Annotated in this window: 24 protein-coding genes; all 24 read right to left on the minus strand. The window is 34.4% G+C overall.

The window, feature by feature from the left end; translation table 11 throughout:
- Positions 1-56: 56 nt before the first annotated feature.
- Positions 57-470 carry a VOC family protein gene (locus ACFQV5_RS17730; protein ID WP_379248708.1) on the minus strand — a complete coding sequence of 138 codons (414 nt, stop codon included), beginning with the start codon at positions 468-470 and terminating at the stop codon, positions 57-59.
- Positions 471-557: 87 nt separating this feature from the next.
- Complete coding sequence (locus ACFQV5_RS17735; protein ID WP_379248709.1) at positions 558-1,013, minus strand: VOC family protein; 456 nt, start codon at positions 1,011-1,013, stop codon at positions 558-560.
- Between the two features lie 6 nt (positions 1,014-1,019).
- Positions 1,020-1,649 (minus strand): NUDIX hydrolase, encoded by a 630-nt coding sequence (locus ACFQV5_RS17740; RefSeq protein ID WP_379248710.1) that lies wholly within the window; start codon positions 1,647-1,649, stop codon positions 1,020-1,022.
- A gap of 24 nt (positions 1,650-1,673) precedes the next feature.
- Complete coding sequence (locus ACFQV5_RS17745; protein WP_379248711.1) at positions 1,674-2,162, minus strand: DUF6985 domain-containing protein; 489 nt, start codon at positions 2,160-2,162, stop codon at positions 1,674-1,676.
- A gap of 57 nt (positions 2,163-2,219) precedes the next feature.
- Positions 2,220-2,981 carry a hypothetical protein gene (locus ACFQV5_RS17750; protein WP_379248712.1) on the minus strand — a complete coding sequence of 254 codons (762 nt, stop codon included), beginning with the start codon at positions 2,979-2,981 and terminating at the stop codon, positions 2,220-2,222.
- Between the two features lie 107 nt (positions 2,982-3,088).
- Positions 3,089-3,400, minus strand: coding sequence for a hypothetical protein (locus ACFQV5_RS17755; protein WP_379248713.1), 312 nt, complete (start codon positions 3,398-3,400; stop codon positions 3,089-3,091).
- Positions 3,401-3,853: 453 nt separating this feature from the next.
- Positions 3,854-4,357 (minus strand): GNAT family N-acetyltransferase, encoded by a 504-nt coding sequence (locus ACFQV5_RS17760; protein WP_379248714.1) that lies wholly within the window; start codon positions 4,355-4,357, stop codon positions 3,854-3,856.
- A 34-nt stretch (positions 4,358-4,391) separates the two neighbouring features.
- Complete coding sequence (locus tag ACFQV5_RS17765) at positions 4,392-4,868, minus strand: NUDIX hydrolase (RefSeq protein ID WP_379248715.1); 477 nt, start codon at positions 4,866-4,868, stop codon at positions 4,392-4,394.
- The gene (locus tag ACFQV5_RS17770; RefSeq protein ID WP_379248716.1) at positions 4,865-5,425 is read right to left on the minus strand and encodes a GrpB family protein; all 561 of its coding nucleotides are present in this window, start codon (positions 5,423-5,425) and stop codon (positions 4,865-4,867) included. Before ACFQV5_RS17770 ends, ACFQV5_RS17765 begins: the two co-directional genes overlap by 4 nt.
- Before the next feature lie 17 nt (positions 5,426-5,442).
- A complete protein-coding gene (locus tag ACFQV5_RS17775; protein WP_379248717.1) occupies positions 5,443-6,066 on the minus strand; it encodes a histidine phosphatase family protein in 624 nt (207 codons plus the stop codon).
- 207 nt (positions 6,067-6,273) lie between these two features.
- Positions 6,274-6,453, minus strand: a complete 180-nt coding sequence (locus ACFQV5_RS17780; RefSeq protein ID WP_379248718.1) for a hypothetical protein — start codon at positions 6,451-6,453, stop codon at positions 6,274-6,276.
- Positions 6,454-6,465: 12 nt separating this feature from the next.
- Positions 6,466-6,708, minus strand: coding sequence for a hypothetical protein (locus ACFQV5_RS17785; RefSeq protein WP_379248719.1), 243 nt, complete (start codon positions 6,706-6,708; stop codon positions 6,466-6,468).
- Positions 6,709-6,763: 55 nt separating this feature from the next.
- Positions 6,764-7,156: a VOC family protein gene (locus ACFQV5_RS17790; protein ID WP_379248720.1), complete on the minus strand. Its 393-nt coding sequence runs from the start codon at positions 7,154-7,156 to the stop codon at positions 6,764-6,766.
- Positions 7,157-7,213: 57 nt separating this feature from the next.
- A complete protein-coding gene (locus tag ACFQV5_RS17795; RefSeq protein ID WP_379248721.1) occupies positions 7,214-7,828 on the minus strand; it encodes a hypothetical protein in 615 nt (204 codons plus the stop codon).
- A gap of 182 nt (positions 7,829-8,010) precedes the next feature.
- Positions 8,011-8,556: a GNAT family N-acetyltransferase gene (locus tag ACFQV5_RS17800; protein ID WP_379248722.1), complete on the minus strand. Its 546-nt coding sequence runs from the start codon at positions 8,554-8,556 to the stop codon at positions 8,011-8,013.
- 23 nt (positions 8,557-8,579) lie between these two features.
- Positions 8,580-9,182, minus strand: coding sequence for a hypothetical protein (locus ACFQV5_RS17805; protein WP_379248723.1), 603 nt, complete (start codon positions 9,180-9,182; stop codon positions 8,580-8,582).
- 74 nt (positions 9,183-9,256) lie between these two features.
- Complete coding sequence (locus tag ACFQV5_RS17810) at positions 9,257-9,817, minus strand: YdcF family protein (RefSeq protein WP_379248724.1); 561 nt, start codon at positions 9,815-9,817, stop codon at positions 9,257-9,259.
- Positions 9,818-9,873: 56 nt separating this feature from the next.
- Positions 9,874-10,311, minus strand: a complete 438-nt coding sequence (locus ACFQV5_RS17815) for an NUDIX hydrolase (RefSeq protein WP_379248725.1) — start codon at positions 10,309-10,311, stop codon at positions 9,874-9,876.
- Between the two features lie 64 nt (positions 10,312-10,375).
- On the minus strand, positions 10,376-10,990 hold the full coding sequence (locus ACFQV5_RS17820; protein ID WP_379248726.1) for a class I SAM-dependent methyltransferase: 615 nt from the start codon (positions 10,988-10,990) through the stop codon (positions 10,376-10,378).
- A gap of 40 nt (positions 10,991-11,030) precedes the next feature.
- Positions 11,031-11,777: a class I SAM-dependent methyltransferase gene (locus ACFQV5_RS17825; RefSeq protein ID WP_379249417.1), complete on the minus strand. Its 747-nt coding sequence runs from the start codon at positions 11,775-11,777 to the stop codon at positions 11,031-11,033.
- 71 nt (positions 11,778-11,848) lie between these two features.
- Positions 11,849-12,307: a DUF2262 domain-containing protein gene (locus ACFQV5_RS17830; RefSeq protein ID WP_379248727.1), complete on the minus strand. Its 459-nt coding sequence runs from the start codon at positions 12,305-12,307 to the stop codon at positions 11,849-11,851.
- Positions 12,308-12,390: 83 nt separating this feature from the next.
- Positions 12,391-12,894, minus strand: coding sequence for a 2,4'-dihydroxyacetophenone dioxygenase family protein (locus ACFQV5_RS17835; protein ID WP_379248728.1), 504 nt, complete (start codon positions 12,892-12,894; stop codon positions 12,391-12,393).
- A gap of 92 nt (positions 12,895-12,986) precedes the next feature.
- Positions 12,987-13,391, minus strand: coding sequence for a 3-hydroxyacyl-ACP dehydratase FabZ family protein (locus tag ACFQV5_RS17840; protein WP_379248729.1), 405 nt, complete (start codon positions 13,389-13,391; stop codon positions 12,987-12,989).
- 120 nt (positions 13,392-13,511) lie between these two features.
- Positions 13,512-14,222: an alpha/beta fold hydrolase gene (locus ACFQV5_RS17845; RefSeq protein ID WP_379248730.1), complete on the minus strand. Its 711-nt coding sequence runs from the start codon at positions 14,220-14,222 to the stop codon at positions 13,512-13,514.
- Positions 14,223-14,285: the final 63 nt, after the last annotated feature.

Consider the following 14,285-nt stretch of genomic DNA (forward strand, 5'->3'; position numbering starts at 1 on the left):
CTCTCAGCTAATGCCGGGCTAGACTCAGCTAATTCACGAATTGGAAACCTTAAAATTTAGATTCCATTAGTATTCTGCAAAACAATTCTCCAACCATCTGGATCACATATCGTTATTCCATTGAGTCCCCAGTATGGATTCTCAGGCTCAACTTCATGATATCCCATGGTGTTTAGTCTGGTTACAATTTCATCTCTTGCCTCTAAATCGGGAATATAAAATACTAGTAGATTGTCTTTTGATGGTGGTTCAATAGGTTCTGCGTTTATATGCTGAGTAAATTCCAAATGATAGCTAACACTTGGCAGACCAAGCATTACACCATCATAACCTTCGTGATTCTCAAATGATCCTACAATTTCTAAACCAAGACCCTTTGTATAAAATTCGATGATTTTCTCCAGTTGATGTGTCGGACGAGCAATCCGAAATTGAACTGCAGGTAATTGTCCTAACCAAGGTTTACTCATAAACCCCTCCTGTAATTAATCTCTTTATTAGTTTTATGATTTGTATCTATTCCTTATAACGCTTTGGCAAGACCTATAGTTCAATAATTAGATCTTCCACATCTCTAAATCTTCAAATGATAACTTATCCGTTATAGATTTCATTTCTTCGGGAACTGAAACAAAACACATCAACTCAAGGCTATTTCCATCCGGATCATTAAAATACACAGACGCATTTCCTTGGTTCGGACGAATAAATGATTCGACTGAAGTCCTTCTTCCAAAAGGTACAGGCTCTATATTGATTGAATTCAACCAAGTTATACTATTTTTGAGATCCTCACAACTTACTCTAAATGCAACATGCCTCACAGAAGGATGATATGGTATCTTATGTTCTTCACCTTCCCAGAGGCCTAACCAGCTCTTCTCTTTCTCAATCCAGAAAAAAGCAGTCTCTTCATCTTGCCATGCAAGTTCCAATCCCAACTTCGAATAAAATTCTATCGATCTTTTTTTATTACTTACAGGTAAATGAGCTTCATATAAACCTAGAATCATAAGCTTTCACTCCCCGTTTAGCTTCTCACTTATTAGTTTCACAATAGTTTGATAGAACGACTTCTCATGAGGAACGAATTCTTTCTCTCCAACAACCTTGTTTGCCATGACTCTATTCCCTTTAGGATCAATAATAAAGCCTTCTACATTAATATGACTTTTTTCACCATACCAAAGTGCGCAGAAATCATTAAATTCAGCTTTGAAAATGCCTGACACTTCTTCTTTCTGTAAAATGAACTCATCGAATGTCGAATTATACCTGTATAAATAAACACTCGCCAATTCTTTATCAATGAAATTATCATTAATCACTACGTAATCTACAACACCCAGGGACTCTAATTCATCTATCGTCAGATCAATTCCGATCTCTTCTTTTATCTCTCTTATTCCGTCGGTTACAGTTTCATTGGACATGATATGCCCAGCGGCAGTTATATCTAAAAGATTTGGATAGTCACTTTTCACTTCACTACGAAGTTGTAAATAAATATAATCGTTCTCCTTCTCCCTACCAATAAACCAACAATGAAAGGATTCATGCCAATATCCAAATGTATGCACGTCCTTCCTAGTTGCTACACCAATCTGTTTTTTGTTATCGTCAAAAATATTTATTAATTCCGTATCCATATAATTCAATCCTTTCGTAATCGTTTAGCTCCATATTGCAGTTTTGCCATAACCTAAATACTCACGCACCTCAAGAACCTTACTCCCACGAATAACAATTTCCATACCATTCTCAGTATCCCACTCTGTACCTCCACCCAGAATTGCACCGAATGTATCATCGCTGCTATTGTAAGGATATCGATAAAGATAAACCTCACCTACGGACATAAAGTCCAAAATCCCTCTTCCATAAGCTTCGGCCAATCCACTAGGGTATTCAGCTGTATCACTGGACATTTTATCGATTTTCCATTCACATGCTTTCTTGCATAATTCATTAATGGCTTCATCCGGCAAACGATTCAAGACCTCTTGAATATATAACTCTGCTTCTTCCAAACTCATGTCTTCAGTACTAAAATGATATTCGACATCACATTGAAATAAGGTAAGCAGCCCAAACCCAGACATACTGTTTTCATCTAAGGGATCGTCTAATCCGATGTTATTCAAATGAAATTTTTCAATCACCGCTATTTCACTCCCTCTGTGTTACACGAAGAATATTCTTCGGTGAACCTTATATTATCATTTATACAAGGTGTTTACATACTCTTTCCATTCTATATATAAATCTTCTATAGATTTATTTAATATATTTTCCATTTCCTTAGGCTCTCTGATTATTTGATTGAATTTGTCTTCTCCATACTTCTCGTAAATGAACTGTACTATCAGACCAGAGAAGTAATATGCATGTCCACCTGCCTTATCGAAATAAGTGTCACTCTCTAAAAATTCACTTAAATCAGGTACTAATGCAATTACATATTTTCTGCTCTTAATTTCGGCTTCCAACTGGTTTGAGGCATAGTACGCTGTTCCTTCGTCCAACCACTTTACATCCCCGATCTCCTGATTTATTTGTTGAATAATTGCATGAACATATTCATGGACGATTTGATCTGTATATTCATTGCGAACATCGATTCTGCTTAAATCATTTGGTGTATAGACCTTAATTATTTTATCCCTAGCATCATAAGTCCCTTCGGTATCACGACCAATCATCTCTTGGAATTGATCTTTATCCGTATAAATATGAATAACTGCTTTTTGAGGAGAAGAGACTTGGAACAGATTATTAAGACGTTTATACTGCGCATCGAATTCATTTGATATTATCTCTACCATGTCATTAATATCCTGATCTGTTTTTCGAACATAAATCACAGCATGTTGAGTTTCTTTAGCAAGTACCAGTTCCTTAAGATTAGTCTTAGTATTTTTTTGAAATGAACAAGCACTCATAAGGACAACCATTAGAGTAATGATGATGATCTTTTTCATATTTCTCCCCCCAGAGTTTAATTTATCTCTATTCCGTCAGTTCGAGTCATACTTTTATATCTAATAAAAAAACACGTTATCTTAGGCAAGATAAACGTGTTGTTAAATTAATTAGATCCGAAAACCGGAATGATACCTAGAATCGGATAAACAATTGCATAATATTGTAGAGGTATAAAAAATAATGTAGCGCGATTTCCTAACTTGAACTGTTGCCCTGTTCTTTCATTCGTAAAAACTTCATCTTTATCTCTATTAAAATGCTTACCTATAAACCACACAGGTATAGCCGATAAGGTAAGACCGATAAAGTAAAACCAATCTCCGTTTTCATCACTAAATCCTAAAGAAGCAAGTAAAAGAGCGACTAGTATAGGGAATAAGACACCGATAATTCCCCATCCTTTCCAAAAAATCATTACAACCATCCTTCCCTAAGTGAATTTACAATTATGTATCTTTTTTCCTCAATAAGTATACTTTCTGTACAAGAAATAAATCAAGGGGTAACACCACTCAATTATAGTGTTTATTGATTGTTATCCGATGCCAAATATCCCAGCTTACCAGTGTTTCTCCATTCTATTTGCTTTCAATTATTTTTTTTATAATGTAAAAGACAATATTAATTGTGATTCCAATAAGGATTAGAAGCATTGGGTGACAAAACTGATTAAAAACCTCGGAGTCTGTATGTATTCTTAAAGATAAATTAGTAAATTCAACCTCGTTGATAATTGAACTCTTGTATTGTATAAGTTTAAGATCGTCTGTAATACTACGAACAAAGTTGTAAGTCATAGATAAAAGATTAAGAAGCAGTATTAAATTAAGCGTGATGATATATGTGCTTAAGGTATTAATTTTAATTGTCATACCGAGATTTCCAATTCATATTTAATTTGTGTTTTAACCTGCCCTTCTATGGTTTCGATCATTTCTTCTACTTCTTTAAATCCGCTCTTCTCATAAAATGCTCTTCCTATACGATTCTCTTTCGCTACCCAAGCAAACAGCTTCTTTATAGGCTTTAATCCTTGAATAAATTCCTGAATGAAGCTTTTTCCTATTCCCAGTTTATGATATTCAGGTCGTATGTAGATTCTTAGTAATTCATACTCTTCTTCATTCACTTGACTTGTTTGTGCATATCCAACGACTTCGTCATTAAATTCAGCTATTAAAAAATTCCGTTTAGGACTTTGAAACTCCCTCTCTACCGATCGAATTAAATTCTCAGTAGAATAAGCTTTACTTAGAAAATTATGAATGAAATCTTCCGAGTACACTTCTCCATAAGTGAACATCCATGTATCATGAGCTATTGATTGAATATGTGGGATATCCTCTTTTGAAACAAATCTAATTGTAATCATTGGCTTATCCTTCTTTCGTAATATAAGTCTTTAGTTATTGTTTTATTATTGAGTGCTTGATTCTGGAATCAGTAAGAATCTCTTGAATATCTGTTTTCAAATTCTCTGGATAGACTTCAAGATTTAATAATTCTTCTACCGCAAACCAATTAAAGATTAATCTTCCGTTATCCTCTATCCCGAAAAACTCTTCATTCTTTAGCAGAATTTCATGATTTTCGTCTAATGACATTAAATAATAGAAACCAATCTCATGGTATTTCTTATCATTATATTCAAAAAAATCCTCATTAACATATACAAGTCTTTCGATTTGTATGGTAACCCCTAACTCTTCTTGCAGTTCTCTTATTAATGCTTGTTCAGTTGATTCATTAAATTCAACACGTCCCCCAGGCAAATTCCAAAAGTCGTCTGTTCGGGTTGTATGTAATAGAAGTCGACCGTTATGAATAAGAATCCCAGCTACTCTAAAATTAAATTTATGATTGTTTTTCTCAAAAGTAATCATGATCTAGATCCTTTCTGGTTTTCGCTCTTATACTCTTTCATGACCTTAATTACAAAATGAGTTTTTCCTTCTGTATAGGCCTTCCGGTTGTCCTTATACATGCTTGCAAGTTTTTTCTTTAGTTCTGCATATTCATCTATGAGATGAGAATGCTGTCTTAATATATCTCTGAATAATAAGTGATTTTTTAATGCCTCACTATCTTGATTACAAACATATAGATGATGTTCTGGTTGGGGTTGATTATCTTCATTATAAGGAACTCTCTCATCTATTCTTCCAAATGCTTCTCTGTTCTCGATCCCCAAATTACCTTCATGATAGTATCCTAATTCATTTAACTTATTTATTAGTTTAGGAAGTATAGACATAGAACTAATTATAATATCCAGATCTATAATTGGTTTCGCAGCGAGACCCGGAACAGATGTACTTCCAACGTGCTCAATATCTACTATTAAACTTCCTAAGTATTCTTTCAAAATCAAAGCCAATTCATCAAACCTACTGGGCCAATTGTCATTGTACTCCACTATAATAACTGGTTTCGCAGCCATCCCAGATTCCCCTTGTACTATAAGTATTTACGAAGATTTGCGACATTTAAATGCTCTACTTTATTCATATCACTGATCTGCCAGCCATGAGATCCCTTCTCCACGGTATGTACACTCGTATTATCTATAGGATGAAATTTCGATTTGTTTGTCCACTCTTGACCATTCAAATAATAGTACAAGATATTAATTACTCCACCATGTGTAACGAGTAATACATTTGTTTCTATTTCGTTTTTTTCAATCTTTCGGCATAGCTCATTAAACGATCTGCATATTCTTTCATAGAAATGCTTTGGGGTTTCTCCATCAGGAAAGGGCGTAGTCATCTGAAGTGTATTAAAATAAATATTAGGAAATTTTAATTCCGCTTCTTGATTGGGCATTCCCGCTAAAATTCCATTATTCATTTCTCTCCATTCTTCATGATATATGCACTTAACTTTTAGCTCCAGCTCAATTTCTCTTGAAGTTTCCACGGCTCTTGGAAGATCACTGCTGATCATTGTGTTTATTTTATACTCATGACAATGATCTTTTAAATGTCTTCCTAATTTTCTCGACTGAAGGATACCTTCTCCAATTAATCCTCGCTGACTCCATCCACCACGATAACCTTCTTCATCCATTCCATGTCTCACTAAGTAGATCTTCAGCGTAATCACCCACACCTAAGTTAATTTTTCCCGAGCTATGTCGTCTAACGTTATTGTATTGCGAAAGGAAAGACCCAGCCTTAGATTGCTCTTATCTTAGGCTGGATCTTTTTTGTCTGAGTTTCGATCTTGCGTTATAACGTCTGACAACCAAGAGACCGCCAAGTTATGCAACGTAACCCCCTAAGAAGATTATCCACTAATAAATTGGAGTATTCCAATAGAGGTCAGTATCAATGTAATAACTACTACACTCAAGATCAAGCCAATTAAGATTTTTATTGTTAATGATGTCCGAGGCTTTTCCTGAAATTGATTTTCCAGACGGGTTAATCTATCTCTTATTTCTTGGATTTCTCTTTCATTAGCCATGATATCACTCTCCTAACTTAAATCTGCCTCGATTGCATATAACGTTCTTATATCACGAACCGAGATGCTTAAGCGTGCATGCGTGATGTCGGACAGACTTAGCTTCACAGAATTAATTGCCTGATACCGCTTCTTGTTCATAACTTGTGGCGATCCTAGGGAAGTGCGTTTCTCGCGCAAGAGTACATTGTTATCTGTTGCATATGTATCATTTACCCAAATTAATACAGGACATACCTTAGCCTTTCTAGTCATTTTAGTATTACCAAGTGTCAACCTATCAATTTGCAGCCACTTCGGAGGATAACTCTTAATGCTCCGTTATACAAGAACAAATCATTAATATGTTCCCATCAGGGTCCTTCAATGAAAATTCAGATAGATCTGAGTATCTTGCAATTTCAGTAACAATCTCTGCTCCTATACTCTTAACGAATTCGTAAGCTTCATCTATATTTTCAGTGCTTAAATTAAATAATGGTTGATTTGATGGAATAAATTCATATTGTTCATCAAAACAATGACAATCTAATGTTAGACCAGGTCTATTCTTACCCATAGGAAATGTATGAATCGGACCTTCAAATTGATTGTCCTCATTAAATTCGATGGCCAATAGTTTCGAATACCACCTTACAGATTCCTTCAGATTTGTTACATGAATAAACACCGTATCAATCCGGCTCATAATAGGATTTCTCATTATTATTCCTCCCTAGTACTGAATGCATTTCGCTAATTTCATATTATATTCCCGTACTCACGAACCCGAGTAGCTTAAGATATTCATCGAAATTGCTACGCATTCCCTTACTGTTTTTTCAAGAACATCAATGACTTCTTCAAATTCTAGAATTTCTAATTCCTCTGCCTTAGCTTCATCTTTCATCAGAAAATCAACTTCTAAGTCTTTAATTAATTCTGGAAGATATCTATAATCAATTTCTTCTATCTCTATTGGCTTAACATCAATTGGTCTATACGCAAGGGAGTAATAATCTATAAGTTTTCCATTCAATCTCCAAAAATCTCTATAGTACTTTAACTGAGCTTCTTTCTTTTCCGGCTGCGGTAACCATTTTATCTTCTTGTAATAAATTTCTTCTACCCATATAACATCCGAAATTAAATGATAAAAATATCCGAGGTAAAACGGATCTTTCATATATCTCAGATATTTATGATTGAATTCCAAATAATCAGCAAAGAATTTCCCATCATTATCTTCTTTCATAAAATGAGATATGGATTTAGGAGTGTTCATATTTTTATGTACATCAGGTGCAATACTACCTAAGAAGAATTGATCATCATTAATCATTAATTCTCTAGCAAGACCTGCAGATATACAGTAATGCATTATTCTAGATCCCATACTATACTCCTTTGCATGGATTTCACATAACGCTCACGCATTGACGACATGAGCCGACCTTAGATTGGCTCTTATCTTAGGTCGGCTCATGTGTTGGCGGGCTCATACATCGGACGATCAAGGGATGCAAGCCTTGCAGCGTTTATACAATGTTATATGATGTATGTCTTCTTCGAAAGTTTCTACTCAGTTCTCCATTCACTAGCTTTCAATCCATAAATTATTCTATCTAAAAATCTCCCATTAATATATTCGTAATCTCTTAGTTCACCTTCTCGTTTAAACCCTAATTTTTCAGGAATTGCACGGCTCTTTGTATTATCTGTAGCCACGCCTATTTCAACTTTATTTAATTTAAGTTCGTCAAAAGCATAATTTATTAGTACTTTAATAGATTTAGTAATTATTCCTTTTCCTTCGAATTCTTTACCTATCCAATATCCAATCTCAGTTTTTTTATTCTCTTGATCTAAATATAAGTAACCAATAGAACCCGCTAGTTTACCTCCGCTCCATATCCCTAGCCAGTAACCTTCATCCTTAGCATATCTTATACGTGTTCTTTCAATAAAAGTTTTTGAATCATCCGCTGTTAAAGTAATACTCGGAAACTTCAACCACTCACCAATATGATCCCTATTTCTGTGAATCAAATCATATAATTCATCTGCATCTTTCATCTCTAGTAACAATATAAATGATGAATCATCAACTTCGCATATAAACATGATATGTTTCTCCTTAGGATTACTTAATACAGTATTTCTTCATCTTTCTTTACACGGATTTCAACCGTAATGCTTTTTACAAGATCTTCATTCTGGCCAATGGTTGTTCTATCTTTTTCAAGCAAATTTAGCTTCTCATCTGCCCATAGTCTAATGTACAAGTTATCTTTGAAATAAAAATTAAAGTAGTGTTCATTTGGGTTCATCTGTAATTCATACCCTCTAGCTTCTAATGTTCTTATGGCTTTATTGAAGCTATCACCTACTTTCGTTCCTTCAATTGATACTTTGTCATCTGCAGTTGTAGTTTGTTTTACTTTTGGACTTTTTCTGTCATTAATAAATCCTTTACTATCGACCCGATCAAGAGTATCCGAGTAACGACCTGATAACTTTAATTCAGGGTATACAAAATTCAATTCACAACCAAAACACATTGGTGTTTTGTCTGTCCCATCGCCATAGAGCTCTTCAACTTTATTTTTCTGCATGTAAAACTTTATCTGATTGATTTCAATACTGTTAATTAGTTTGTTTTCATTTCTTGCGTTAGTAAATAACAATGCTAATAGAACAATGATGAATAAAGCCAATATACTGATAGCACTAAAAATCCTAGGCTTCAATTATCCACCTCCAGGACGAATAACCAAATAAGTTGTTCGTTGTTATCAGATGTAGTCATCCTTCTTGAATATTCTCAAAAAACTGTTGCTGCATTATGAATTGCTTTCCTAAAATATTTTCCTACTTTCTCTAATTCATTCATTACTATATCTATGCTAGATTGTTCTTGAAACCAGTTGTCTTTCGTAATTCCCGTCTTATCAACTACCGGACTTACTTGAAATACTGTTGTTTTGGGAAAAATAAATTGATACGTTAACAAGGCACGTCGAGCATGATAGTTCTTACAAACTAATACTACTCTCCTGGGAACTAACTCCATCTCTTTCATAACCTCTAGAGAAAAGCGCGCATTTTCAAATGTATTTGTCGCTTTATCTTCCTTAAGGATTGCTTCTGCAGGGATACCAGATGCTATTCCAATATTACGAAGAAACTCCCATTCAGTTGTTTCTACGTGAGGGGTACTACTGCCTGATGGTAAAATATACGGAGCAATTCCTCTCTCGAATAATAATACAGCTCTTTCCATTAATTGAGGATGACTTGCTCCTGGGATTAATATAATGTCAGCGGCACCTATCTCTGTTTCAAAAAACATAAAATCACTAATACAATCAAAGGGATTCGACACAGTTTCACCTCCTACAGCGTGTATGTAATGTTATCTAACATTCTAAATTCACCAAATTATCTTTCAAAATCAGTTAATTGCTCTTTCGTTTTTAGCGCACTTAATAAAGCAGCCGTGTCACGATTTCTGCCTTTTTCACTTCTTGTTAATTTAATCATATTTAAAGCTTCTTCAATACTAAACCATTTAACTTCTTGCGTTTCTTTATCATATGGATATATTGTTCCTGTCGGCTTCATAAGATAATATTTCGTTATACAAGTATCTGACTCAAATTCTCCCGGTATTTCTCTTACTATTTCACATTCGTACCCCGTTTCTTCTCTAACTTCTCTTATAGCGGTAACATCAGGGGAATAATCACATGATTCATATGATCCTTTAGCAAAAGTCCAAACATAGCCTCCCCAAAAAGCACTCGGGCTTCTCATTAATACTTGTCCCTCGTCACTCATTACAATTCCACCATAGGCTAACTGATCCATTTCCTTCATGACTCGCTCCAAAAAAATATAGATTAAAATACTTAAGCTCGCAGGGTTGATTATTCAGTCCAATTCATCGCTTTTTCAATACCATAGCCTGGTAATCCATTGTCATATTCTCTGTACGTATAGTGTGAAAATCAAGCAATTCAAACATTGGTTTTACTTTCTTTTGAATTGCTTCATGTTCATAAAATGAAAAAAAACGTTTTGGCTCATAAAAATCCTCTTCCCACACACCTTCACTTTCAAAGCCACCATATAACCCTAAATAAAAAATGCCCTCAGGCTTTAAAACTTTCTTTATACTAGTTAATACATTATCTAGACTTTTCTTAGGAACATGAAGTAAAGCATTCATAGACCATATGGCATCAAATGTTTCTTCAGGAAAGTCTATTGAGTAGAAATCCATTACATAAGCGTCCAGCCCTTTATTTTTGCAAGCATCGATCATCTCAGAGCTCAAATCTATACATGTTACCTGTAGACCACAATCACTTAGGTATTTACCTTGTTGTCCAGGGCCAGCACCAACATCTAGAATTTTTTTGTGAAAATCATCTCCAAATTGAGAAAGAAAAAAATCCAACTCTTGTTGTTTCCAAGATTCTAACTCCTGTCTATCTCGTAAACTTGCGTGGGCATTATAACTATTCCTTATATTTTGTTTAATATCATTATTCATATAGATATCCCCTTATTTTGATCTGGGCTCCTTCATTATTTTAAAGTTTCCTTGCTTTGATAACGAAAGTTACAGGAAACATCTTCGCTCTTTTTACGAAATTATGGTTATCATCGTGCAATTGTATTAGTTCATTGTCGGTTTCTTCAATCATTTGTTCAATAACAAACCCAGCTTTAGCCAACGCATTTATATAGGTTGATAATTTACGGTCAGATAAGATTAGCTCACCTTGACAAGAATCAGGAGATACCAAATACCAAGATTCATCGAAATAAGACTTGTTCAAAACAAATCTATTTTCTTCTTCAACAACACATTTGTGTATAGGATGAGACCAACTGAAAATAAAAACGCCATCTTTTTTTAAATAAGAAGCGATACGACAAAAAGTGCCTTCTAGGTCGGTTGTCCAGCCTATGGCGTAAATCGAATAAACAAAGTCAAAATAATCTACGGGTATGCCACATTCTTCTTCCATTGGAGAGCAGATCAAATCTGCCGAAAGACCGCACGCCGTCAAATGTTGCTTTGCCTTTTCGATTTGTTTTTCTGATAGATCTATCCCCCATAGTTCAGATGCTTTGCGATCCCCATGATATTGCAAGGATTGACCGTTTCCACAGCCTATTTCTAACATCTTTTTTCCTGAAACATCGCCAAAAAGTTGATATTTTTCATCCGAGACAAATGATCCATATAAAGGAAGAACGATTGCTCCTAAAAAGTCATTTCCTTTTGTATCCCAATAGAGGCTATTTGTTTCTTGAACACTATGCTTGTTCATCATGATGACCTCCTTTAATATTTGTTTTTCGATGTTACACGATGTATTCGCTCGATGATTTAAAAATAGAACTACAACTCAGCATTAATCACATTGAATTGATAGTCTAAATAAACATGAATTCTATGTCCTCCGAACATATCCCCATCATTATATTCACAGTATATTTCATTCGATCGAATCTCTATAAAACAAAGGTTTATTAATTCTTCAAATTTTTCTTTTGATACATCATAATCCCCTGCTTCTACAGCGTCCCAATCTAGATCACTATCATTTTCATCATACTCCGGCCAAAAATCATTTTTATAGTCAATTAACTTTTCTGCTATACCACTTTTCGCAAGATGATCGAATCTATCCATTTCAACAAATAGTGTTTCTGCTTTATTTATTAACTCATTTACATCCGTACTTTTGCTCTCTAATTTTAAAATCCAATCTATCTTTCCTTCCTTACATTCATATCCCATATAATCACTGTTAAATTTAAAAATTCCAATTAACCTACTTCTAATATTCAACTCCACAATCATTTCCCTTCCAATATTTTGTCAATACAAAGATAAAACTTTGAAATTGTTTGATTGTCCCCACCTTCATAGCATAGCTCTCAATAGATAAGATCTTCTCGAAATTCTATTTTCATCTCATCGCAATAATCCCTGTATTTCTTTAATACTGTATAGATATCATCTTGACCAACAACTATATTATCTTGATCAAAATATTGTAGAGATCCACCTAATATAAATAAAGTAATTACTTCTTCATCTTCAGTAATAAGAGTATGGATATCCCCAGGCGGTTCAAATATGAAACTTCCTGGTTTCGCAATCCAATTACGACCCTCATATCTCCATTGTCCTTGAATATTAAATCCTATAACAGATCCACCGGTATGTCGGTGACGAGTCAATACTTGATTGCTCTTAATTTTAAAGAGGTATATCCAAGTGCCAGTTGCAAGGTCAAATCTAAGAGGTTTGAAATAGCAATTCGGTTCTTCTCCTTCATCGAAAGGGACCCAAGGCAAATCCTCAACATGAAAAACTCTCTCAGGTAATTGAATTATTTCTGCTAGTTTTATTATTGAATCTTTAACTAATTGATTCACTATTCATGCTCCTTTAATAGTCATTCATACATTGTTATCAGAAGTTTCAGACTCTTGAATATGCATATAAATATTTTGATCTCACCGGTTCATCAAGAGCCTTGTATATATATCATAATTTCTTCTGCTCTAATAATTACTTGGTTTCCAACGGTCGCTTTTCCTTTACCCAATACAAAACCTCTTCTGTTCTTTACAACTTCATAATATAATTCAATTCTATCGCCTGGATAAGCATTACCTAAAAATTCGATTCCGTTCAATGATGAAAGAAATCCCAAACTATTCTCTTGACTCATTGTTGCAAATGCTCCTAATTGCGCTAACGCCTCCACTATCATCATGCTTGGCATACAATTATATGGTTCAGCAATAAACCATTCGTTGATTGTTACATTCTTATATCCTTTAGCCCATTTCCCTTCCTCTATTTCTAAAATTTGATCAATCATTAAAAATGGATATCGATGTGGAATTATACTTTGAATATCGATCATTGATATGCTCCTTCCTCTTTCTTGGTTTTATGGTGAGTTTGACTTAAAAATATGGTGTTAATAGGCTCCAACGAGAGCGGCAGCTTGAATATAATGTTAAACAACGAATTTCTTCTTCGGTTAATCTAAAAATCTCTTTATTGTTTCGTATAGTTTTGATCTTTCATTTCTTCTTATATCATGTCCACTCTCTTTAAACTCTTCAATTTGAATATTCTGAAATTGTCTCTTGTATTGTTCTAATCCATTATCCGATAATAGAGAATCCTTTTGTAATCCACGCATAACTAATACTGGCTTAGAATATTCGAATGTGATCGGTTCTTGTGTCGAGTCTCTTTGAATTCCATGAACTGATTCCGGCCTAATATTATTGATTCTTTTATAGGGCACTATATAGTTCTCAATATAATCATGTGCCCATTCGATTGACATCGCCTTATGTTCGGGTGGATAATCCTGAATAATCAGCTTTTTAATTCGTTCTGAATACAATCTCGTATAACCTAAAGCATAGGATACACCTCTTGAGTAACCATATAAGTAAAATTGATCTAGACTGGTTTCTTTAACCACAGACTCTAAATCCAAAATATGATGCTTCAAATCATAACCATTTTGAGGTGTATCACTCATTCCCCTTCCTCGAAAGGAGAGCGCAACACACCTTCTAGGTAACAAATATTCAATAAAATCTTTATACTCCTCAGCAACTTCTGACAGACCTGGACATATTAGAAGAGGAGTTAGAGACTTATCAGAATCATTAAGAGAATCGAGATAATGTATTGTATTAACATTGTTTCTAGTATTCCTTGAAATTAACGCCACTGAAACACCTCCAAATCATGTAAAGATTAGTCTCATCCTCTCCTCTTCATAACCTCTTCTCTA

This window comes from Paenibacillus sp. GCM10028914 (genome assembly GCF_042666275.1).
Lineage (GTDB): Bacteria > Bacillota > Bacilli > Paenibacillales > Paenibacillaceae > Paenibacillus_AQ.

What these genes read in the sequence shown, in the direction of transcription:
- ACFQV5_RS17820 (WP_379248726.1), bottom strand. Translation starts at nt 10,990, where the DNA reads ATGAATAATGATATTAAACAAAATATAAGGAATAGTTATAATGCCCAC.
- ACFQV5_RS17765 (WP_379248715.1), bottom strand. Translation starts at nt 4,868, where the DNA reads ATGATTACTTTTGAGAAAAACAATCATAAATTTAATTTTAGAGTAGCT.
- ACFQV5_RS17740 (WP_379248710.1), bottom strand. Translation starts at nt 1,649, where the DNA reads ATGGATACGGAATTAATAAATATTTTTGACGATAACAAAAAACAGATT.
- ACFQV5_RS17790 (WP_379248720.1), bottom strand. Translation starts at nt 7,156, where the DNA reads ATGAGAAATCCTATTATGAGCCGGATTGATACGGTGTTTATTCATGTA.
- ACFQV5_RS17825 (WP_379249417.1), bottom strand. Translation starts at nt 11,777, where the DNA reads ATGAACAAGCATAGTGTTCAAGAAACAAATAGCCTCTATTGGGATACA.
- ACFQV5_RS17785 (WP_379248719.1), bottom strand. Translation starts at nt 6,708, where the DNA reads ATGACTAGAAAGGCTAAGGTATGTCCTGTATTAATTTGGGTAAATGAT.
- ACFQV5_RS17730 (WP_379248708.1), bottom strand. Translation starts at nt 470, where the DNA reads ATGAGTAAACCTTGGTTAGGACAATTACCTGCAGTTCAATTTCGGATT.
- ACFQV5_RS17755 (WP_379248713.1), bottom strand. Translation starts at nt 3,400, where the DNA reads ATGATTTTTTGGAAAGGATGGGGAATTATCGGTGTCTTATTCCCTATA.
- ACFQV5_RS17735 (WP_379248709.1), bottom strand. Translation starts at nt 1,013, where the DNA reads ATGATTCTAGGTTTATATGAAGCTCATTTACCTGTAAGTAATAAAAAA.
- ACFQV5_RS17795 (WP_379248721.1), bottom strand. Translation starts at nt 7,828, where the DNA reads ATGGGATCTAGAATAATGCATTACTGTATATCTGCAGGTCTTGCTAGA.
- ACFQV5_RS17780 (WP_379248718.1), bottom strand. Translation starts at nt 6,453, where the DNA reads ATGGCTAATGAAAGAGAAATCCAAGAAATAAGAGATAGATTAACCCGT.
- ACFQV5_RS17800 (WP_379248722.1), bottom strand. Translation starts at nt 8,556, where the DNA reads ATGTTTATATGCGAAGTTGATGATTCATCATTTATATTGTTACTAGAG.
- ACFQV5_RS17770 (WP_379248716.1), bottom strand. Translation starts at nt 5,425, where the DNA reads ATGGCTGCGAAACCAGTTATTATAGTGGAGTACAATGACAATTGGCCC.
- ACFQV5_RS17840 (WP_379248729.1), bottom strand. Translation starts at nt 13,391, where the DNA reads ATGATCGATATTCAAAGTATAATTCCACATCGATATCCATTTTTAATG.
- ACFQV5_RS17750 (WP_379248712.1), bottom strand. Translation starts at nt 2,981, where the DNA reads ATGAAAAAGATCATCATCATTACTCTAATGGTTGTCCTTATGAGTGCT.
- ACFQV5_RS17815 (WP_379248725.1), bottom strand. Translation starts at nt 10,311, where the DNA reads ATGAAGGAAATGGATCAGTTAGCCTATGGTGGAATTGTAATGAGTGAC.
- ACFQV5_RS17760 (WP_379248714.1), bottom strand. Translation starts at nt 4,357, where the DNA reads ATGATTACAATTAGATTTGTTTCAAAAGAGGATATCCCACATATTCAA.